Annotated in this window: 19 protein-coding genes; 8 read left to right on the top strand and 11 right to left on the bottom strand. The window is 60.5% G+C overall.

From position 1 onward, the window contains the following. Nucleotides 1-4: 4 nt before the first annotated feature. Both AB4P96_RS23540 and mfd read right to left on the bottom strand, forming a co-directional pair. Nucleotides 5-574: a CsiV family protein gene (locus AB4P96_RS23540; RefSeq protein WP_017137427.1), complete on the bottom strand. Its 570-nt coding sequence runs from the start codon at nucleotides 572-574 to the stop codon at nucleotides 5-7. Between the two features lie 11 nt (nucleotides 575-585). Next, the gene (gene mfd / locus AB4P96_RS23535) at nucleotides 586-4,035 is read right to left on the bottom strand and encodes a transcription-repair coupling factor (protein ID WP_017137428.1); all 3,450 of its coding nucleotides are present in this window, start codon (nucleotides 4,033-4,035) and stop codon (nucleotides 586-588) included. A 340-nt stretch (nucleotides 4,036-4,375) separates the two neighbouring features. Between mfd and AB4P96_RS23530 the strand changes: the two genes are divergently transcribed. Further along, nucleotides 4,376-5,839 carry a glyceraldehyde-3-phosphate dehydrogenase gene (locus AB4P96_RS23530; protein WP_017137429.1) on the top strand — a complete coding sequence of 488 codons (1,464 nt, stop codon included), beginning with the start codon at nucleotides 4,376-4,378 and terminating at the stop codon, nucleotides 5,837-5,839. A 162-nt stretch (nucleotides 5,840-6,001) separates the two neighbouring features. Here the strand turns inward: AB4P96_RS23530 and AB4P96_RS23525 are convergent, their stop codons facing one another. Both AB4P96_RS23525 and AB4P96_RS23520 read right to left on the bottom strand, forming a co-directional pair. Further along, nucleotides 6,002-7,300: an MFS transporter gene (locus AB4P96_RS23525; RefSeq protein WP_017137430.1), complete on the bottom strand. Its 1,299-nt coding sequence runs from the start codon at nucleotides 7,298-7,300 to the stop codon at nucleotides 6,002-6,004. Nucleotides 7,301-7,574: 274 nt separating this feature from the next. After that, complete coding sequence (locus AB4P96_RS23520) at nucleotides 7,575-8,117, bottom strand: chalcone isomerase family protein (RefSeq protein ID WP_138454216.1); 543 nt, start codon at nucleotides 8,115-8,117, stop codon at nucleotides 7,575-7,577. A gap of 235 nt (nucleotides 8,118-8,352) precedes the next feature. Here AB4P96_RS23520 and sthA point away from each other — a divergent pair, with 235 nt between their 5' ends. Further along, on the top strand, nucleotides 8,353-9,747 hold the full coding sequence (gene sthA, locus AB4P96_RS23515; protein ID WP_017137432.1) for a Si-specific NAD(P)(+) transhydrogenase: 1,395 nt from the start codon (nucleotides 8,353-8,355) through the stop codon (nucleotides 9,745-9,747). 42 nt (nucleotides 9,748-9,789) lie between these two features. On the opposite strand, the gene AB4P96_RS23510 is transcribed toward sthA, so the two are convergent. Then, nucleotides 9,790-10,512 (bottom strand): glycerophosphodiester phosphodiesterase, encoded by a 723-nt coding sequence (locus AB4P96_RS23510; protein WP_017137433.1) that lies wholly within the window; start codon nucleotides 10,510-10,512, stop codon nucleotides 9,790-9,792. Nucleotides 10,513-10,556: 44 nt separating this feature from the next. Beyond that, a complete protein-coding gene (locus AB4P96_RS23505) occupies nucleotides 10,557-11,135 on the bottom strand; it encodes a PilZ domain-containing protein (protein WP_170038819.1) in 579 nt (192 codons plus the stop codon). Between the two features lie 94 nt (nucleotides 11,136-11,229). On the opposite strand from AB4P96_RS23505, the gene AB4P96_RS23500 reads away from it, so the two are divergent. From AB4P96_RS23500 to AB4P96_RS23490, 3 genes are all read left to right on the top strand, one after another. Continuing rightward, nucleotides 11,230-12,480 carry a lipoprotein-releasing ABC transporter permease subunit gene (locus AB4P96_RS23500; RefSeq protein ID WP_017137435.1) on the top strand — a complete coding sequence of 417 codons (1,251 nt, stop codon included), beginning with the start codon at nucleotides 11,230-11,232 and terminating at the stop codon, nucleotides 12,478-12,480. Between the two features lie 7 nt (nucleotides 12,481-12,487). After that, a complete protein-coding gene (gene lolD / locus AB4P96_RS23495) occupies nucleotides 12,488-13,171 on the top strand; it encodes a lipoprotein-releasing ABC transporter ATP-binding protein LolD (RefSeq protein WP_020372695.1) in 684 nt (227 codons plus the stop codon). Between the two features lie 61 nt (nucleotides 13,172-13,232). Beyond that, the gene (locus tag AB4P96_RS23490; RefSeq protein WP_170038821.1) at nucleotides 13,233-14,480 is read left to right on the top strand and encodes a lipoprotein-releasing ABC transporter permease subunit; all 1,248 of its coding nucleotides are present in this window, start codon (nucleotides 13,233-13,235) and stop codon (nucleotides 14,478-14,480) included. Nucleotides 14,481-14,585: 105 nt separating this feature from the next. On the opposite strand, the gene AB4P96_RS23485 is transcribed toward AB4P96_RS23490, so the two are convergent. Together AB4P96_RS23485 and AB4P96_RS23480 are read right to left on the bottom strand one after the other, a co-directional pair. Beyond that, nucleotides 14,586-15,941, bottom strand: coding sequence for a heavy metal sensor histidine kinase (locus AB4P96_RS23485; RefSeq protein ID WP_395600999.1), 1,356 nt, complete (start codon nucleotides 15,939-15,941; stop codon nucleotides 14,586-14,588). Next, nucleotides 15,938-16,618, bottom strand: a complete 681-nt coding sequence (locus AB4P96_RS23480; protein WP_099548680.1) for a heavy metal response regulator transcription factor — start codon at nucleotides 16,616-16,618, stop codon at nucleotides 15,938-15,940. Before AB4P96_RS23480 ends, AB4P96_RS23485 begins: the two co-directional genes overlap by 4 nt. A 156-nt stretch (nucleotides 16,619-16,774) precedes the next feature. Between AB4P96_RS23480 and AB4P96_RS23475 the strand changes: the two genes are divergently transcribed. Both AB4P96_RS23475 and queF read left to right on the top strand, forming a co-directional pair. Continuing rightward, nucleotides 16,775-17,305, top strand: coding sequence for a plastocyanin/azurin family copper-binding protein (locus AB4P96_RS23475; RefSeq protein ID WP_138453710.1), 531 nt, complete (start codon nucleotides 16,775-16,777; stop codon nucleotides 17,303-17,305). Nucleotides 17,306-17,371: 66 nt separating this feature from the next. Further along, the gene (queF, locus tag AB4P96_RS23470) at nucleotides 17,372-18,202 is read left to right on the top strand and encodes an NADPH-dependent 7-cyano-7-deazaguanine reductase QueF (RefSeq protein WP_170038823.1); all 831 of its coding nucleotides are present in this window, start codon (nucleotides 17,372-17,374) and stop codon (nucleotides 18,200-18,202) included. A 75-nt stretch (nucleotides 18,203-18,277) separates the two neighbouring features. On the opposite strand, the gene AB4P96_RS23465 is transcribed toward queF, so the two are convergent. Both AB4P96_RS23465 and AB4P96_RS23460 read right to left on the bottom strand, forming a co-directional pair. After that, nucleotides 18,278-18,544: a DUF4404 family protein gene (locus AB4P96_RS23465; protein ID WP_017137441.1), complete on the bottom strand. Its 267-nt coding sequence runs from the start codon at nucleotides 18,542-18,544 to the stop codon at nucleotides 18,278-18,280. 110 nt (nucleotides 18,545-18,654) lie between these two features. Further along, nucleotides 18,655-19,263: a phosphatase gene (locus AB4P96_RS23460; protein ID WP_099548682.1), complete on the bottom strand. Its 609-nt coding sequence runs from the start codon at nucleotides 19,261-19,263 to the stop codon at nucleotides 18,655-18,657. A 209-nt stretch (nucleotides 19,264-19,472) separates the two neighbouring features. Here AB4P96_RS23460 and AB4P96_RS23455 point away from each other — a divergent pair, with 209 nt between their 5' ends. After that, nucleotides 19,473-20,162, top strand: a complete 690-nt coding sequence (locus AB4P96_RS23455) for a VacJ family lipoprotein (protein WP_065929195.1) — start codon at nucleotides 19,473-19,475, stop codon at nucleotides 20,160-20,162. Nucleotides 20,163-20,224: 62 nt separating this feature from the next. Here AB4P96_RS23455 and AB4P96_RS23450 read toward each other — a convergent pair whose 3' ends face one another. Next, on the bottom strand, nucleotides 20,225-20,521 hold the full coding sequence (locus AB4P96_RS23450) for a PilZ domain-containing protein (RefSeq protein ID WP_017137444.1): 297 nt from the start codon (nucleotides 20,519-20,521) through the stop codon (nucleotides 20,225-20,227). Nucleotides 20,522-20,580: the final 59 nt, after the last annotated feature.

Below are 20,580 nucleotides of genomic sequence, written 5' to 3'. Positions count from 1 at the left end.
TGGATCAGTCCTGAATGTCGGGCGGTGGCGCACTGGGTGGTTTGGCGGTCAGCGACGTGATCTTGATCAGCAGCGCCAAGTGGCCGCCATCCAGGTAATTGAGTTGGTTGTTCTTGGTGCGCACGTCTTGCTGGCTCAAGTGTTCGCTGGCAATCACGCTGCCATTGGCGTCGAACTGGTTGATCCAGAAATCCGCGTCGATATCGGTAAAGCGCCCCAGCTGCAGGTTCAGCGTGCCTTCGATGGGGAACTGGCCGAACTGCTCCTGGCCGTCGGTAATGGCCAGCTTCACCGGTTGCTCACCGAGGTTCTGATCCCAGGCGCGGTGCAGCAATACGGTGTAACTGTTGTCCGCACTCAGCTTGTCGACGATGTTGCCCAGCCGCGGTGGGCTCAGTTTGTCGGTCGGCAACCGCGCCGCGCCGGCATCCCAGTTTTCCGGCGCGGCGCGGCTATTGATCACCGGTTCGGCGTTCTGGCGCACCAGGATCATTTCAACCAGGTACGGGCTGTCGGCAAACGCCGAAGGTGCGACCACCACCAACACTAAGCTCAGAATGCGGAACAGGCGCATGGGGGCGTCCTTCAAGCAGATTTCGGGATGAGGCGCTCAAACAGCGCCTCCAGGGTATTGAAGCGTTCTTCGGCACGCTCCATCGGCACCATGAATTTGAACAGCGTAGCCCCTTCGAACTTGTAGCGGTTGGGTTGGCCCTGAATCAGTTTGATCAGCACCAATGGGTCCACCGGCGTTTGCGCCTCGAACTCGATGCGCCCACCCTGCGGCCCGGCGTCGACTTTCTTGATGCCCAGCTGTTCGGCCTGCAATTTCAGCAGCGTCAGGCGCACCAGGTTCTTGGTTGGCTCGGGCAGCAGGCCGAAGCGGTCGATCATCTCGACTTGCAAGTCCTTGAGGCCTTCTTCGTCGGTGGCCGAGGCGATGCGCTTGTACAGAATCAGCCGCGCATGCACGTCGGGCAGGTAGTCCTCGGGAATCAGCGCCGGCAAACGCAGGTTGATTTCCGGGCCGCCGCCCAAGGGTTGGTCGAGGTTCGGTTGTTCGCCCTTGCGGATGGCTTTCACTGCGCGCTCGAGCATCTCCATATACAAGGTGAAACCCACGGCCTGGATCTGTCCGCTCTGGCCGTCGCCGAGCAGTTCGCCGGCGCCACGGATTTCCAGGTCGTTGGTGGCCAGTACAAAACCGGCACCGAGGTCCTGGGTATTGGCGATCGCTTCCAGGCGCTTTTCGGCATCGGAGGTGATCTGTTGGCGCGGCGGAGTCAGCAGGTAGGCATAGGCCTGGTGGTGACTACGGCCCACACGGCCACGCAGCTGGTGCAATTGCGCCAGGCCAAACTTGTCGGCGCGCTCGATGATGATGGTGTTGGCGCTTGGCACGTCGATGCCGGTCTCGATGATGGTCGAGGCAATCAGCACATTGAAGCGCTTGTGATAGAAGTCGCTCATGACTTGTTCGAGTTCGCGCTCGCGCATCTGCCCGTGGCCGATGGCAATACGGGCTTCCGGCACCAGTTCGGCGAGGTCGGCGGCGCATTTCTCGATGGTCTTCACGTCGTTGTGCAGGTAATACACCTGGCCGCCACGCAGCAATTCGCGCAGCAGTGCTTCCTTGACCGTGCTTTTGTTCTGCTCCATCACAAAGGTGCGCACCGACAACCGGCGCGCCGGCGGCGTGGCAATGATCGACAAGTCGCGCATGCCCGACACGGCCATGTTCAGCGTGCGTGGGATCGGCGTCGCAGTGAGCGTAAGAATGTCGACTTCGCTGCGCAGGGCCTTGAGCTGTTCTTTTTGACGCACACCAAAGCGGTGCTCTTCGTCGATGATCACCAGGCCCAGGTTCTTGATCTTCACATCGTCCGACAGCAGCTTGTGCGTGCCGATCACGATATCGATCTTGCCCTCGGCCAGGTCAGCGACGGCGGCGTTGACTTCCTTGGCGGATTTGAACCGGCTCATCACTTCCACGGTCACCGGCCAGTCGGCAAAGCGATCACGGAAGCTGTTGTAGTGCTGTTGGGCGAGCAGGGTGGTGGGTACCAGGATCGCCACCTGGCGGCCACCGTGCACGGCAATAAACGCCGCGCGCATGGCCACTTCGGTTTTGCCGAAGCCCACGTCGCCGCACACCAGGCGGTCCATCGGCTTGGGCGCCAGCATATCGGCGCGCACCGCTTCGATGGTGGTTTGCTGGTCGGGAGTTTCTTCGAAGGCAAAGCCGGCGCTGAAGGTGGCGTAGTCGGCTTTCGGGTCGGCAAACGCATAGCCTTCGCGCGCGGCACGGCGGGCATAAATGTCGAGCAACTCGGCCGCTACGTCGCGCACCTGTTCGGCGGCCTTGCGCTTGGCTTTCTGCCAGGTCTCGGAGCCCAGGCGATGCAACGGCGCCAGCGCGTCGTCGCTGCCGGTATAGCGGGCGATCAGGTGCAGGCTGGCCACCGGCACATAGAGCTTGGCGCCTTCGGCGTATTCCATGGTGAGGAATTCGGCGGCCTGGTTGTCGATCTCCAGGGTCTGCAGGCCCAGGTAGCGGCCCACGCCGTGGTCGATATGCACCACCGGCGCGCCTTCGCGCAGCTCGGTGAGGTTCTTGATCACCGCATCGTTGTTGGCGTCGGCGCGTTTTTCACGGCGCCGGCGCTGCATCACGCGCTGACCGAACAGCGGGCTCTCGGCGATGAGTGCCAGCGCCGGGTCGTCCAGCAACAAGCCTTCGTCCAGCGGCGCAATGGTGATCGCCAGGCGCTCTTTGCTGGCGACGAAATCCGGCCAGCTGTCGACGGTTTTCGGGCGCAGCTTCAGGCGTTCCAGTAATTCCAGCAGCACTTCGCGACGGCCGGCGGATTCGGCGGTAAACAGCACGCGGCCAGGGAAGTCGCCAAGGAAATTCGACAGCGCTTCCAGTGGCTGGGTGGCTTTGGCCTGGATCGCCAAGTCCGGCAACGTGCTTGCCGGGAAACGCTCGCGGCCACTGCCGGTGTCCACGTCCTGCTGGCTGGCGACCACGCGCGGCCAGTTTTTCAGGCGGGCGAAGCAGTCTTCCACCGGCAGGAACAGCTCGGCGGGCGGCAATAAAGGTCGCGACGGGTCGACGCGGCGCTCTTCGTAGCGGTTGCGCACGTCGTTCCAGAAGTTTTCCGCCGCCTGCTCGATGCCCGGCAGCGAGAACACTTGGGTGTCTGCGGGCAGGTAATCGAACAGGGTGGAGGTTTCGTCGAAGAACAGCGGCAGGTAGTACTCGATACCGGCCGGTGTAATCCCGCTGCTTAAATCCTGAAAGATCGGGCAGCGGCGGAAGTCGACGTCGAAGCGTTCGCGAAAGCGCGCCTTGAAGCGCGTGACCGCGTCTTTTTGCAGCGGGAATTCGCGCGCCGGCAGCAGCTTGATCGACTCTACTTTGTCGATGGAGCGCTGGTTGTCCGGGTCGAAGGTGCGCAACGTCTCGATTTCGTCATCGAACAGGTCGATGCGGTACGGCAGTTTGCTGCCCATCGGGAACAGGTCGATCAACGCACCACGCACCGCGAATTCGCCGTGTTCGTACACCGTGTCGACGCAGCGGTAGCCGCTGGCTTCCAGGCGCGTGCGCATCTGCTCTACATCGAGTTTCTGGCCGACATCCAGCACCAGGCTGCTGCCGAGCAGGAACTTGGTCGGCGCCAGGCGGTGCAGGGCGGTGGTGATCGGCACCACCAGCACGCCGTGCGCCAGTTCCGGCAGGCGGTACAGGCTGGCAATGCGCTGGGAAATGATGTCCTGGTGCGGCGAGAACAGGTCGTAGGGCAGGGTTTCCCAGTCGGGGAAATGCAGCACCGGCAAATCGGGGGCGAAGAAGCTCAGCTCCTGCTCCAGCCGCTCGGCGCTTTGGCTGTCGGCGGTGAGTAGCAGGGTAAAGCGCTTGGCTGCGCTGGCAGCCTCGGCAATGGCCAGGCTCAGGGCGGCACCGGGCAGGTTGCCCCAGTGCTGTTTACCTGCCGCGGCAGGGAGAAGCGGTAGACGCAGAACGGGCACGGAAGGTTGAGCTCCAAGCGTTGCGACAAAGTCGGTAATTGTAGCGGCCCAAGGTGCCGCCTGTCAGTTGCTGACTGAACCTATTACGGTTTGCAGGAAATGTAGTGGCTAAGACAAACAATGGCGGGTTTTGACTCAATATGTAGTGCCATTTTGTGCAGATGTTTCGGAGGGTTACGGACAAGTCGGCGTTGGCGCTCAACCAGCGGCCTTCTGGAAGCCGCGTATTTACTGGGCTGCAGCGGTGTGTGATTTTTTCGCAAGCACTTTTTGTTGCCCGACGCGCATTGCTCCGAGGCCGGTCGGGCGGCATAATGTAGCCCCTTTTTTCTGCCCCTACATGTGGAAGGTTCCCGTGACTCAGAAGCCCGACCAGTGTCTTGGTGAATGGATCGACCGTGAAGCACTCGCTGAAGCGATGATTCCGCTTATCGGTCAGCTGTACCGCAATAACAATGTGGTGAGCTCGATCTATGGCCGCAGCCTGATCAACCAGTCAGTCATCGCGATTCTCAAAGCCCATCGCTTTGCTCGCCATCGTTCTGCCGACGACAGCGAACTCTCCGTCCACGAAACATTCCCTCTGCTTAAAGCCATGAGCGAGCTCAAGCTCGGCGCGGCTTCGGTAGACCTGGGCAAGTTGGCTTACAAGTTCCGCAAAGAAGGTGCCGGCCGCAGCGCCGAGCAGTTCGTGCGTGAAGAAATGGCCGATGTGGTTGGCCAGCAAAACGCTGCAGCCCGCAAAGGCACCGACGTGGTGTTGTACGGCTTCGGTCGTATCGGCCGCCTGCTGGCGCGCATCCTGATCGAAAAAACCGGTGGCGGCGACGGCCTGCGCCTGCGTGCCATCGTGGTGCGTAAAGGCGCCGAGAACGACCTGACCAAGCGTGCCAGCCTGCTGCGCCGCGACTCGGTACATGGCCCGTTCAACGGCACCATCGTCATCGACGAAGAAAACAACACCATCACCGCCAACGGTAACCTGATCCAGGTGATCTACGCGAAGAACCCGGCCGAGGTGGATTACACCCAATACGGCATCAAGGACGCACTGCTGGTGGACAACACCGGTGTATGGCGTGATGCCGAAGGCCTGGGCCAGCACCTGGCCTGCCCAGGTATCGACCGCGTTGTACTGACTGCGCCTGGCAAGGGCAAGCTCAAGAACATCGTGCACGGTATCAACCACGGCGAAATCACCGCTGACGACAAGATCGTGTCCGCTGCTTCCTGCACCACCAACGCCATCGTGCCGGTGCTGAAGGCTGTGAATGACAAGTTCGGCATCGTGAATGGTCACGTTGAAACGGTTCACTCGTACACCAACGACCAGAACCTGATCGACAACTTCCACAAAGGCGATCGCCGCGGCCGTAGCGCCGCGTTGAACATGGTGATCACCGAGACCGGTGCCGCCACCGCTGCTGCCAAGGCCCTGCCTGAGCTGGCCGGCAAGCTGACCGGTAACGCGATCCGCGTACCGACGCCGAACGTGTCGATGGCCATTCTCAACCTGAACCTTGAGAAAGCCGCCACCCGCGAAGAGATGAACGAGTACCTGCGCTACATGGCGCTGCACTCCGACCTGCATAAGCAGATCGACTTCGTTAACTCGCAGGAAGTGGTGTCCACCGACTTCGTGGGCTCGCGTCACGCCGGTGTGGTCGACGCTGAAGCGACCATTACCCAGGACAACCGCGTTGTTCTGTACGTGTGGTACGACAACGAGTTCGGCTACAGCTGCCAGGTGGTTCGTGTGATGGAAGACATGGCCGGGGTTAACCCGCCAGCATTCCCGCGCTAAGCCTTTGCGGTAAATGAAAAAGCCCCGACTGGTTCGGGGCTTTTTTGTGGCTGTTGGTTTTGTGGTGAATATCAGGGCCTCATCGCAGGCAAGCCAGCTCCCACATTTCGACTTGTGAGCACCGTCAAATGTGGGGGCTGGCTTGCCTGCGATAGCGGTCTATCAGGCGCCGCCAACCACCGAAGCCTGCGCAGTCCGCAGTTCATGCCGATTGCCTTTAAACAGCACCAACGTCGCAATCAGCCCCAACACCGCCGCACCACTGAGCCAAATCCCTGGCGCCGCCTTGTTATCCAGCACATGGATCAGGTAAGTACAGGCCGCCGGCGTAAACCCACCAAAGGTCGCCGTTGCCAGGCTATAAGCCAGCGAGAATCCAGTGGTGCGCACTTCAATCGGCATGATCTCGGTAAGCGCCACCACCATCGCCCCGTTGTACGAGCCATACAGGAACGACAACCACAACAGCACGATCAGCAGATGGCTGAAACTCGGATTCGCCACCAGCCACGACAGCGCCGGATACGCTGTGAGAATTGCCAGAATCGTCGCACCCAGCAGCAAGGGTTTGCGCCCGATCTTGTCGGACACCGCGCCCATCACCGGCAGCCAGATAAAGTTGGAGATGCCCACGCACACCGTCACCAGCAATGCGTCGAAGTCAGACAGGTGCAGTTCGGCCTTGCCGAAGGTCGGGGTGTAAGCGGTAATGAGGTAGAACGACACGGTGGTCATCACCACCAGCGCCATGCCGGCGATGACGATGCCAAAGTTCTGGCCGATCGAACGCACGATTTCCTGCAGGGTAGGGCGGTGTTTACGTGCCTGGAACTCTGGGGTTTCCTCCAGCGAACGGCGAATCACGAAGATCACCGGCACGATCAGGCAGCCGATCAGGAACGGCACGCGCCAGCCCCAGTCGCCCATCTCTTCCGGGCTGAGCCAGTGGTTGAGGCCCACGCCGAGCAAACCGGCGAACACCACCGCAGCCTGCTGGCTGGCGGACTGCCAACTGACGAAAAAGCCCTTGCGGCCCGGTGTGGCGATTTCTGCCAGGTACACCGACACACCGCCCAGCTCGACGCCGGCAGAGAAACCCTGAAGCAGTCGACCGAACAGCACGATCAGCGGCGCGGCCACACCCAATGTGGCGTAGCCGGGCACACAGGCAATCAGGATGGTGCCGGCGGCCATCAAGGCCAGCGTGATGACCAGGCCCTTTTTGCGGCCGTGGCGGTCGATATAGGCGCCAAGGAAGATTGCGCCCAGTGGCCGCATCAGGAAACCGGCGCCGAAGGTCGCAAGCGATAGCATCAACGAGGCAAACGCGCTGTCGCTGGGAAAGAAGGTCTTGGCAATGGCCGTGGCGTAGAAGCCGTAGACCATGAAGTCGAACATCTCGAGGAAGTTGCCGCTGACAACGCGAAAAATCGCTTTGCCTTTGCCCGTGGTAGTGGACATGTCATGCACTCATGTTGGCTGTCTTATTAGTGATCCCTGGTCATTACTCGTCCTTGCTGCAGTTTTGTAACCATATGTGTATTGGCCATTACCGGCAATAAAAATTGATAGCAAGCATGACTAAATGCGCAGTTGTCGAGGGCGATGAAAATCAAATGTGGGAGCTGGCTTGCCTGCGATAGCGGCGTGTCAGTCCGCAAATGAGTGGCTGACCCACCGCTATCGCAGGCAATCCAGCTCCCACAGGGTTCTTTGGTGTTTTTGGGGGCGTTGGTTAGTTCAGGAGGGCGTTGCGCAGGCTGTCCGACAGGCCTTTCGGCGCGAGCCAGATACCGAGGTAGGCCTTTGCCAATTCATCATCGCGACTGCTGAACACCACTTGCTCATTGATCTCCAGGCTCAGCCCACGCCCAGGACGAAAATCCAGGGCGTAACGGTCACCGCTGCGAATGTTGCGGAAACTGGCGTGCAGTTGGTCCAGCTCAGGCTTCAGGCGGGCGAGGGTTGCAGCGGATTGCTGACGTTCAAGGGTAGCCGTAGCGGCCTTGATCACATCATTGCGGTCGATGTCGCGAAAGTAATACAGCGCCAGGCGCACAGCCTTTTGCTGGTCCCAGGCCTGTTTGGCGCTGATATCAGCTGGAGCGTACAGCGCGGCCGCATACACATCCGCCCAGAGATACACCAGCACCGCCTGGTTTTTCAGCGCCAGCTCATGCGTTTGCGCAGCAAAACCGGCTTGCTTAAGCCGACTCGCTTCACTGGCGTGCGCTGTCAGCGAAAAAATCATCATTAAACAGAAAACCACATGCCGCATAATGGCCCCGCCTGCGAAGGTGCGTGTCAGCAGTGTAATGCCAGTTTGCAGTTCCTGTAGTAAAGGCAAGACTGGCCTACGACGCGACCAAGGGTTAATGTGCGCGGCGTTGAGCCTTATATAGACTGTGCCCCGGCTCACACACTTGAGCCAAAAATTTCCTTCATGCCCGCTGGCCGCGGCATGATTTAGCCAGGCGTCCAACCGTACGCCTGGCCTGTTCTGAGGAGTACGCATGGCTGTCTACAACTACGACGTGGTGGTACTGGGTTCCGGCCCGGCTGGAGAAGGTGCGGCAATGAACGCCGCCAAAGCGGGGCGCAAGGTGGCGATGGTCGATAGCCGTCGCCAGGTCGGCGGTAACTGCACCCACCTGGGTACCATCCCGTCCAAGGCCTTGCGTCACTCGGTGCGCCAGATCATGCAGTTCAACACCAACCCGATGTTCCGGGCCATTGGTGAGCCGCGCTGGTTCTCGTTCCCGGACGTGCTTAAAAGCGCCGAGAAAGTCATCTCCAAGCAAGTTGCGTCTCGCACGGGTTACTACGCCCGTAACCGCGTCGACCTGTTTTTTGGCACCGGCAGTTTCGCCGACGAGCAAACCGTCGAAGTGGTCTGCGCCAATGGCGTGGTCGAGAAGCTGGTGGCCAAGCACATCATCATCGCCACCGGTTCGCGCCCGTATCGCCCAGCCGATATCGATTTCCACCACCCGCGTATCTACGATAGCGACACCATCCTGAGCCTGGGCCACACCCCGCGCAAACTGATCATCTATGGCGCCGGCGTTATCGGCTGTGAATACGCCTCGATCTTCAGTGGCCTGGGTGTGTTGGTGGAGCTGGTCGACAACCGCGACCAGTTGCTGAGCTTCCTCGACTCGGAAATCTCCCAGGCGTTGAGCTACCACTTCAGCAACAACAACATCACCGTGCGCCACAACGAAGAGTACGAGCGGGTCGAAGGCCTGGATAACGGGGTGATTTTGCACCTCAAGTCCGGCAAGAAGATCAAGGCCGACGCCTTGCTGTGGTGCAACGGCCGTACCGGCAACACCGACAAGCTGGGCATGGAAAACATCGGGGTCAAGGTCAACAGCCGTGGCCAGATCGAAGTGGATGAGAATTACCGCACCTGCGTACCGAACATCTACGGTGCCGGTGACGTGATCGGCTGGCCGAGCCTGGCCAGTGCTGCGCATGACCAGGGCCGTTCGGCCGCTGGCAGCATCGTCGACAATGGCAGCTGGCGTTATGTGAACGACGTGCCGACCGGGATCTACACGATTCCCGAGATCAGCTCGATCGGCAAGAACGAACACGAACTGACCAAGGCCAAGGTGCCTTATGAAGTCGGCAAGGCATTCTTCAAGAGCATGGCGCGTGCGCAGATCGCCGGTGAGCCGCAAGGCATGCTGAAGATCCTGTTCCACCGTGAAACCCTTGAGGTTCTCGGCGTGCATTGCTTCGGCTACCAGGCCTCGGAGATCGTGCACATCGGCCAGGCGATCATGAGCCAACCGGGTGAGCAAAATACCCTCAAGTATTTTGTAAACACCACGTTCAACTACCCGACCATGGCCGAAGCCTATCGGGTAGCGGCCTACGACGGCCTCAACCGGCTTTTTTGAGCGGCTCCGGCCGGTGGCCTGAGCCGGCCGGGGAGACCGATTTCAGTAATTCTCGAGGGTGGCAGTGGCCAAACCGGGAAAGTCTGTAATCAGGCTATCTACGCCGAAGTCGGCGAGCCTGCGCATCAGCGCAGGTTCGTTGACCGTCCACACGGACACGTGCAAACCCTGACGCTGGGCTTTTTCCAGGCGCTCGGGGGTGCACAACGTCCAGTTCAACGCCAAGTACTCACAGCCGTAGTTCTGCGCGACCTTCAACGGGTCGAGCCAGGCGTATTCGGCCACCAGGCCGCGTGACAGGTCCGGGGTGAGCTCAACCGCCGCTTTTAATACTTCCCGAGAACTTGAGGTCACGGTGACCTTGTCCATCAGGCCATGCCGCACGGCCATCTCGCGGATCGCCAGCACAGTGGTCGCGGCGCGGGTGCGCGAGGCACTTTTGACTTCCAGCTGCCAGTGATCGAAGTCGCACTGTTCGAACAGTTCTTCCAGGCGCGGAATCGGGCACGGTTTGACCCAGCCTGGGCCACCTTTGCGCGCGTCCATCTTTACCAGGTCGGCGGCTGAATATTCGACGACCTTGCCGCGCCGGTCGGCGGTGCGCTTGAGGGTCGGGTCGTGGATCACCATCAACTCGCCGTCCATGGACAGGTGCAAGTCCAGTTCGCAACGGCGTACACCGTGCTTGAGGCACTCCTGAAAGCTGGTCAGGGTGTTTTCCGGTGCTTCGCCTTTGGCACCGCGGTGGCCGTAAATCAGGGTCACAGTTGCTCCTTTGCGCCAGATAGGCTGGCGTGTTCAATACGTATTCAGAGGTCGTCGCTTTGTTCCCGCGCCAGACGGCGTTCCTGTGCCTGTTTCTGCAGGATATAGCGCGCCAGCAACTGGCGTTGGGCGTCGGTCATGGATTCGAACTCCGTGCCCACGTCAAAACCATCGCCTTTGGGCTCGCAATGCGTCACGCGTGCGCGCAGCAGCAGGCCGAGCGCCTGGGGCATCAGCACCAGCTTGACCGCCAGGTGCGCGCCGGGCGCCAGCGGCGTGGGGCGCTGGAAGTCGATGCCGCCTTCGGAGATGATCACCGGCTGCGGTGCGCCGACTTCGTCCAACAGACCACGGGCCATGATCTGGCTGAGCAGGTCCACGCGTTTGTTCTGGACTTTGAGAAAGGCCGCCAGGCTGCGATCTTTCTCGCTGATCTGGCGCAGCAGGTGCTGGGCTTCGAATTCGCTGAGGTGCAGTTCGCTGAGCAGATTGAACAGCGGGGAATCATCCAGCAACACTTCCTTGCTCGCCGCTTCCGGGGCAGACAGTGTGCTGATTTGAAGTGCGATCATGTCGTCGATACGGTAGTATTCGCGGCGTTCTTCTTCATCTAATGTCGACATGGCGAACCCCAGGTAACGGTAATGGTCAGAGTGTAAAGCTGCTTACCAGACCCCGCCACCGGGACGTCTTCTTTTCCTCCGAACAAGCCCCGACATGTTCAGACCTCTCTTCGTATTTATTGGCACGCGTTATACCCGTGCAAAGCGCCGCAATCATTTTGTGTCGTTCATTTCCCTGACCTCAATGATCGGGCTCGCCTTGGGCGTGGTCGTGATGATCGTGGTGCTGTCGGTGATGAACGGCTTCGATCATGAGATGCGCACCCGCGTGCTGGGCATGGTGCCCCACGCGACCATCGAGTCCGATGAACCCATCAACGACTGGCAAAGCCTGGCCGCCAAGGTCAAGCAGAACCCCAAGGTGGTGGCCGTTGCGCCGTTTACCCAGATGCAGGGGCTGCTGACCAACGACGGCAAGGTGCAGAAGATCCTGCTCAATGGCGTTGACCCGGCCCAGGAACGTAACGTGTCGATCATCGACAAGTTCATGTTGCAGGGCAAACTCGACGACTTGGCACCCGGCAGCTTCGGCATCGTGATCGGCGACAAGGCGGCGGCCAAGCTCGGCGTGGGCATCGGCGACAAGCTGACCTTCGTCGCGCCGGAAGTCACCGTGACCCCGGCCGGCATGTTCCCGCGCATGAAGCGCTTTACCGTGGTCGGCACCTTCCACGTCGGCGCCGGCGAAATCGACGGCTACCTGGGCCTCACCAACCTTACCGACCTGGCCCGCCTGCATCGCTGGCAGCCGGATCAGGTGCAGGGCCTGCGCCTCAAGTTCAACGACCTGTTCGATGCACCGCGCGGCGCGTGGGAAATCGCCCAGCACCTGGGCGACTCGCAGTACTACGCCCGCGACTGGACCCGCACCCACGGCAACCTCTACCAGGCCATCCGCATGGAAAAAGCCATGATTGGCCTGCTGTTGCTGCTGATCGTCGCCGTGGCTGCGTTCAACATCATCTCCACGCTCGTGATGGTGGTGAACGACAAGAAGGGCGATATCGCCATCCTGCGTACCCTTGGCGCCACGCCGGGCCAGATCATGGCGATCTTCATGGTGCAGGGCACCGTGATCGGCGTAGTCGGCACCTTGATCGGTACCGCCGTCGGCATTCTGGCCGCGCTGAACGTCAGCGCCGCCATTGCCGCGCTGGAAAAAGTCATCGGCCACAAGTTTCTCAACGCTGACGTCTACTTCATCGACTACTTGCCGTCCCAGGTTCAGGCCCAGGACGTGTTGATGGTGGGCGGCGCCGCGTTGCTATTGAGTTTCCTTGCCACCCTGTATCCAGCCTGGCGCGCGGCACGCACCCAGCCAGCACAGGCCTTACGTTATGAGTGAATCGGGCATGAGTGAAAAAGCTATCTTGAGCTGCCGCAACCTGGGCAAATCCTACGAGGAAGGCCCGGAGTCGGTAGTGGTGTTGTCCAACCTGCAGCTGGAACTGCACCCGGGCGAGCGCGTGGCGATCGTCGGCAGTTCCGGTTCCGGCAAAAGTACCTTGCTCAACCTGTTGGGCGGCCTGGATACGCCTTCCGAGGGCAGCGTGTGGCTGGCCGGCGAAGAACTGTCGGCACTGGGTGAAAAAGCCCGTGGCCAACTGCGCAACCGTTCGCTCGGTTTTGTGTACCAGTTCCACCACCTGCTGCCGGAATTCACCGCACTGGAAAACGTGTGCATGCCGCTGCTGATCGGCAAGACCGCGATCCCGGAAGCCCGCCAGCGCGCCAAGGCACTGCTGGAGCGCGTCGGCCTTGGCCATCGCCTGGAGCACAAACCGGCGGAACTGTCCGGCGGCGAGCGCCAGCGTGTGGCCATCGCCCGTGCCCTGGTGAACAACCCAGGCCTGGTGATGCTCGATGAGCCGACCGGCAACCTCGACTCGCATACCGCGCAAGGCATCAAGGACTTGATGCTGGAACTGAGCACCCAGATGCGCACCGCGTTCCTGGTGGTCACCCATGACATGAGCATGGCCCGCCAGATGGACCGCGTGTTGCACCTGCAGGAAGGTCATCTGGTCGCCATCTGACCCGTTTCAAGCCTGGCTTTTTTAAGCCAGGCTTTTTCATTTTTTTAAACGGTGCCCGCGAATGTTCAGACCGTTATCGATTTTTATCGGCACGCGCTATACCCGCGCCAAGCGCCGCAACCGTTTTGTCTCGTTTATCTCGATGACCTCGATGATCGGCCTCGCCCTGGGCGTGCTGGCGATGATCGTGGTGCTGTCGGTAATGAACGGCTTCCAGCGTGAAATGAGCACGCGCATCCTCGGCATGGTGCCCCACGCCACTATCGTCGGTGTAAACCCGATTGATAACTGGCAGCCCGTGGCCGCCGCCGCGCTGAAGAACCCCGAGGTCACCGCTGCGGTGCCGTTCACACAGATGGACGGCATGTTCTCCTACAAGGGCGCGATGCAGCCGATCGAGATCAGCGGCGTTGACCCGGCCCAGGAAGGCAAGGTGTCGATCGTTGCCCAGCATATCGTGCGCGGCAAACTCGAAGACCTGAAGGCCGGCGAGTTCGGCGTAGTGATCGGCGACATCACCGCACGGCGCTTTCGCCTGAATGTGGGCGACAAGCTGACCCTGATCGTGCCGGAAATCAGCACGGCCGCACCGGGTGGCATCACCCCGCGCATGCAGCGCCTGAACGTGGTCGGTATCTTCAAGGTCGGCGCCGAGCTGGATGGCTCCATGGCCCTGATCAACATGGCCGACGCCGCCGAGATCCAGCATTGGCAGCCGAACCAGGTGCAAAGCGTGCGCCTGGCGGTGAAAGACTTGTACGCGGCCCCCAAGGTTTCGGCCGACATTGCCGCGAGCCTGGGCGCCGGCTACAAGCCGGATGACTGGACCCACACCCAGGGCAGCCTGTTCAGCGCCATGAAGATGGAAAAGACCATGATCGGCCTGCTGTTGCTGATGATCGTCGCCGTCGCTGCGTTCAACATCATCGCCACCCTGATCATGGTGGTGAACGACAAAGGCGCGGACATCGCGATTTTGCGCACCATCGGCGCCACGCCACGGCAGATCATGGCGATCTTCATGGTGCAGGGCACGGTGATCGGTATCGTCGGCACCTTGATCGGCGGCGTGCTGGGCGTGATTGCGGCGCTGAACGTGAGTGAACTGGTGGGCTGGCTGGAGCGCGTGACCGGGCAGCATATCTTCAGTTCGGACGTGTACTTCGTCAGCAACCTGCCTTCCGAGCTGCAAGGCGGCGATGTGCTGCTGATTTGCACGGCCGGGTTTGTGTTGAGCTTTATGGCGACGATTTACCCGGCGTATCGGGCGGCGAAGATTGAGCCGGCGCATGCCCTCAGGTATTCGTAAACGCTAAGACCGCTATCGCAGGCAAGCCAGCTCCCACATTTTGATGTGTGAATACATTCGAATGTGGGAGCTGGCTTGCCTGCGATAGGGCCGGCCCAGCTTGCATCAATCCCCCTTGGGCAACTCAATCACAAACCTGGTCCACCCGGCTTCAGATTCACAATAAATCCTCCCTCCATGCGCCCGCACAATCGACTGGGTAATCGCCAACCCCAGCCCCGCATGTTCACTGCTGCCTTCACGGCGCGCCGGGTCTGCCCGATAGAACCGATCAAACAATTTAGGTAACAAAGCCGCTGGAATACCTTCCCCGGTATTGGCCACAGTCAGCGTCACAGCCTGTGCGCTTTCCATAATCCGCACCCGCACCTCGCCACCCACCGGGGTAAACCGCAGCGCGTTATCCAGCAAGTTCGACACGGCCCGGCGCAACATACCGCGATCGCCCGCCGTTTGAGCCGTGCCTTCGCACACCAGATTGACCTGCGCGTCTTCGGCCAACAGCGCAAAAAACTCCAGCAACGCCTCCACTTCATCGTGCAGCGCCAGCGCTTCGCGCTTGGGCATCAGCAGGCCATGGTCGGCTTTGGCCAGGTACAACATGTCATTCACCAATTGCGCCATCCACTGCAACTCCTCCAGGTTGCTGTGCAGCGCCTCGCGGTAGTCCTCCAGCGGGCGCGGCTGGGTGAGGATCACCTGGGTTTGAGTCAGCAGGTTCGACAGGGGCGTGCGCAGTTCATGGGCGATATCGGCGGAGAAAGACGAGAGGCGCTGGAACGCGTCGTCGAGCCGCCCCAGCATCGCGTTAAACGCTTGGGCGAGTTCGGCCAGTTCCACCGGCATTTGCGCCTGGGGCAAGCGTTGGGTCAGGGAGTGGGCCGACACGCCGGCGGCCACTTCACTCATGCGCCGTAACGGCCGCAGCCCGCTGCGCGCTGCCCATGCGCCGAGCAGCGCGGTGGCCAGGGCGGACAAGCCGACCGTGAGCCAGATCAACCGCTGCATGCGTTGCAGAAAGTGCTGGTGGTGCGTGATGTCGAGGATCAGCGTCACTTGCGGCGAGCCGGGTTGGCCCGCCAGCAACGGCGCGTTGTACACGCGGTAGTCGGTGCCGGCGTTTTGCAGGCTGTGCAGGCCGGGCGCTGCGGGCAGCGTGACACTCGGCGCGCCATCAAACCAGCGTTGGCCGGCGGCGCTGATGCGCAAGGCAAGGTCCGGCTGGCGGCTGAGTTCGGCACGCAGTTGCGCTTCTCGCTGAGTAAAGGACGCCAGTGAGTCGACACCCTGCAAGGTGCTGCGCAGCGCGATCAGTTTGCCGTCGAGTTGCTGCTGGTCCAGTTCGATAAAGTGCGCTTCGCTGGCCTGGTTGAACAACACGCCAGCGATGAGCGAGACCACCGCCGTACAGCCGGCAAATAACAGGGCCAGACGGCTGGCCAGGGACAGGCGCGCAATCAATTGCACCGTTCCTCCAGCACATAGCCCATGCCGCGCACGGTGTGGATCAGCTTGGTGGGGAAGTTGTCGTCGACTTTAAGGCGCAAGCGGCGGATCGCCACTTCGATGATATTGGTGTCACTGTCGAAATTCATGTCCCACACCTGGGAGGCAATCAGGCTCTTGGGCAGCACTTCGCCCTGGCGGCGCAGCAGCAGTTCGAGCAGGGCGAACTCCTTGGCGGTGAGGTCGATACGCTGGCCGCCGCGCTCGACGCGGCGGCGGATCAGGTCCAGGCGCAGGTCGGCCAGTTGCAGCGTGGTTTCCTGCGGGGTGCTGCTGCCACGGCGCAACAGGCTGCGCACCCGCGCCAGCAATTCGGAAAAGGCGAAAGGCTTGACCAGGTAATCGTCGGCGCCCAGCTCAAGGCCGTGCACACGGTCTTCCACGGCGTCGCGGGCGGTGAGGAACAACACCGGAATGTCCAGGCCCGCACTGCGCACGGCGTGCAGAATTTGCCAGCCGTCGCGGCCGGGCAGCATCACGTCGAGGATCAGCAGGTCGTAATCGCCGGTCAGGGCCAAATGCTGCCCACTCGTGCCGTCAGCCACCAACTCGGTGGTAAAGCCAGCCTCGGTCAGGCCCTGGCGCAGGTAGTGGCCGGTTTTCGGTTGGTCTTCAACGATCAGCAGTTTCATGGGCAACTCGTGGCAACAGGTGGCGATGGGCTTTATACCGTGGGCGGCAGCGTCAGGGCGTAACCTGACAAAGTTGTAATCTAGCAGTCAGCTGGCTGGCAGCAGAGCCATCTTAAAGTGCTGACCAAGCTGGACACACTTTTTTGGAGAAGCGTCATGGCGTTGCGTACACCTCTGTTATTGGCGGGCTGTTTGTTGGCATTGAGCGTTAATGCAATGGCTGATGAGGCTCACACCTACGCGTTTGGTCACCCGGCACCGGCCGATAAAGCCACGCGCACCGTAGAAGTAACCCTGCAGGACATTTCCTTTTCGCCCAAGGCTCTGGATGTAAAAGCCGGTGAGACCGTGCGCTTTGTGCTGGTCAACAAAGGCCAGTTGCTGCACGAGTTCAACCTGGGTGATGCGGCGATGCACGCCGAACACCAAAAAGAAATGCTCAAGATGCAGGCCAGCGGCATGCTCACGGCCACCGGCATGGGCAAGATGGACCACGCCGCCATGGGGCATGGCGATATGGGCGAGATGGGTGGCATGAAGCATGACGATCCCAACAGCGTGCTGGTGGAACCGGGCAAGACCGCCGAGCTGACCTGGACCTTCAACAAGGCCACCGGTCTTGAGTTTGCCTGCAACATTCCGGGGCATTATCAGGCGGGCATGGTCGGCAAGCTGACCGTTGAGTGAGGCGATTCTTAAGGGCGGGAGCAAAGGCTGGTAGACTGGCGCGGTTTATTTAGCCAGGTTTCCGCCATGCATCCCGCAGCCGAACATTCGCCGCTGGGCAAGTCCAGTGAATACATCTCTACCTACACGCCGTCGTTGCTGTTCCCGATCCCTCGCGCCGCCAAATGGGCCGAGCTGGGCCTGACTGCCGAAACCCTGCCTTATAAGGGCGTGGATTTCTGGAACTGCTTCGAACTGTCGTGGTTGCTGCCATCGGGCAAGCCGGTGGTGGCCATCGGTGAATTCAGCATCCCGGCCGAGTCGCCGAACATCATCGAGTCCAAATCTTTCAAGCTGTACCTCAACTCGCTGAACCAGACCGCGTTTGCCGACACGCAAAGCCTGGAAGCCACCTTGTGCACCGACCTCAGCGCCGCCGCCGGCCTGCCTGTGAGTGTGCGCATCCGCAGCCTGGCCGAGGTTGAGGCCGAAGGCGTGATGGCGTTGCCGGGCGCGTGCATCGACGACCTGGACATCAGCGTCAGCAACTACGAGCACCCGCGCCCGGAGCTGCTGCGTTGCGACGACTCGCGCATTATCGAGGAGAGCGTGCACAGCCACCTGCTCAAATCCAACTGCCCGGTCACCAGCCAGCCGGATTGGGGCAGCGTGGTGGTGGAGTACCGTGGTCACGCGTTGGATCACGCCAGTTTGCTGGAATATATCGTGAGCTTCCGCCAGCACTCGGACTTTCATGAGCAGTGCGTTGAGCGGATCTTTTTGGACTTGCAGCGGTTGCTCAAGCCAGAGAAGTTGACGGTGTATGCGCGCTATGTGCGGCGCGGTGGGTTGGATATCAACCCGTATCGCAGCACTGAGAATGTGCAGTTCCAGAACGTGCGCCTGGCTCGTCAGTAGCCGTCACACAAAACAAATGTGGGAGCTGGCTTGCCTGCTCCCACATTTTGGTTCTGTGTTTGGCTTGGGGCCGGGTTAGATCCCCATGTTGCCCAAGGTGATCATGATATTGCGCAATGTCCCGGAAATGACCGGGTGTTCGGCATCGAACTCTATGGCTGCTTGATTCACATCGTCGGAAATACTGGGCGTTTGGGTGGCCGGTTCAAGTTCGAGTTGTAATTCGAACTTGGCAATCAAGGCTTCCAGTGCTTCACGTTTTTCTTCAGACAGCGGCGGTTGCTGTTCCAACTGCCCGCGCAGGATGTTGACCTGTTCTTCAAGCTTTATGCGGTCAGGCATGACGTTCTTCCTTTTATCGATAGGCACTGGCATAGACCGCGGCACGCCGTGAAAGGTCTACGGGCTGACCTGTAGATTAATCCACCGGCGCCTTGAGTGCATGATCTCTATCAGGGCTTCTCGCCTTTAAGCTGGCGCAGGCTGATATCCGCCAGGCACGTGCCCAGCTCGCCAAGGTGATCGATCACTGAATGCACGCCCAGCCCATACAGCGCCACCGTGGCTTTGCCGCGCTTGTGCTCCCGCTGTTGTTCGGTCAACGCCTGCCATTGCTCAGGTGACAGGCCGCACAGCGAGCCGCAGGACGCCAGGCCGATGGTCCATAACCCGGCATTCAGGCCCGATTGCAGCAAACGTGGCTCGCCGCTGACCAGCACACAGCCTTCGAGGCGTTCGATATTCAGTGCCATCAAGGCTTGCCAGCAGGCATGTGGCGCCGGCCAGCGGAGGGAGGAGGGCGGTGTTGCCTTCACCCAGTCGGGCAATGCGGCCGACAGGGGTGTGGTGACAGAAGCGGGCAGTTCATCCAGCCAGGCGCAGGGCACGCCCTGGTCCTTGAGGCTGCGCAGAATCTTCAGCGCGCCGGGCGTGGCCTGGGAGTCGGGGCAGGGCGAGTCTGTGCGGGCCTGGGAACCGAAATCCACCAGGCAGCCACTCAGGCCAAACAGCACGGCAGTCAAGGTGGGGGCGCTGGCTATGGCAATTTCGGCGTGAGGCATTTCGACTTCCCTGAAATAACTATCCTGAAATAGCTACGACGCTATCCGGGCTGCATGACAAGCGGATGACACTTAACCTGTTTGTAGGAATTTTGTGCATTTTGCGTATGTCGTTTCCTCGTTACTGCCTAAATCCACACATCCGTCATATACTGACGGTCTTATTCAGGGCATAGCGCCCATGACAGATCATTCAAGGAGCCAAAGCTATGCGCTGGAGCCAGTACTTCGCTCAGCTATCTGTGTGTGCAACTATCCTGCTCGCCCCCTTCGCGGCCCAGGCTGCGTCGGAAGACGATCCATGGGAAAGCGTCAACCGCCCGATCTTCACCTTCAACGACACCGTTGATACCTACGCGCTCAAGCCGATTGCCCAGGGTTATCAATTTGTAACCCCGCAATTTGTACAAGACGGCATCCACAACTTCTTCCGCAACATCGGCGATGTCGGCAACCTGGCCAACAACGTGCTGCAGCTCAAGCCGCACGCCGCTGGTGTGGACACTGCCCGCCTGTTGATGAACACCACCTTCGGCGTGCTTGGCTTTGTTGATGTGGGCACCAAAATGGGGCTGCAACGCAGCGATGAAGACTTCGGCCAGACCCTCGGCTACTGGGGCGTCGGCAGCGGTCCTTACGTGATGCTGCCGCTGCTCGGCCCAAGCACCCTGCGTGATGCGCCGTCCAAATACGTCGACAGCTACACCCAACCGTACCGCTACATGAACGATATCGGCTGGCGCAACAGCACCTTCGGCCTGAACATCGTTGATACCCGTGCCAGCCTGCTCGACAGCGAGAAGCTGATCACGGGCGACAAATACACCTTTATCCGTAACGCTTACCTGCAGAACCGTGAGTTCAAGGTAAAAGACGGCAAGGTCGTCGACGACTTTTAAGCCGTGACGTTTTGAAATGAAAAAAGGCGACCTCTATAGGTCGCCTTTTTTGTGCGCGTTTTTCAGCGCATTTTCAAGATCCTGAGGCCCAGGTGCTGGCGCTCGCCTTCGTTTTTGGCCCACACCACCTCGGTGTCCGCCTCCAGGCCCGTGAGGGCGGCATGTTCCGAATCGATGCGCACGGTCAGTTGGTCTCCCACTTGAAACTGGCGAGGTGCCTCAACCTGCATGCCGGAGCTGGAAAGGTCCACACAAACCCCGGCAATCTCTTGCCCCGCGTGGATCAGCGCCACATCGGCATCCACGCGCATGCGGATGAAATCGCGTTTTTCGTCGTAGCCGCGCTCATGTTCGCTCACGGGTTCCATCCTTACTTTGTGTTGTGGTGGTGACTGTTCTTATAACTCCCGGTGATTTG

Source organism: Pseudomonas sp. B19125, assembly GCF_044218855.1.
Taxonomy (GTDB): domain Bacteria; phylum Pseudomonadota; class Gammaproteobacteria; order Pseudomonadales; family Pseudomonadaceae; genus Aquipseudomonas; species Aquipseudomonas edaphica.
The sequence above is the reverse complement of the archived record's forward strand: the minus strand, read 5'-3'. Positions and strand labels throughout refer to the sequence as shown.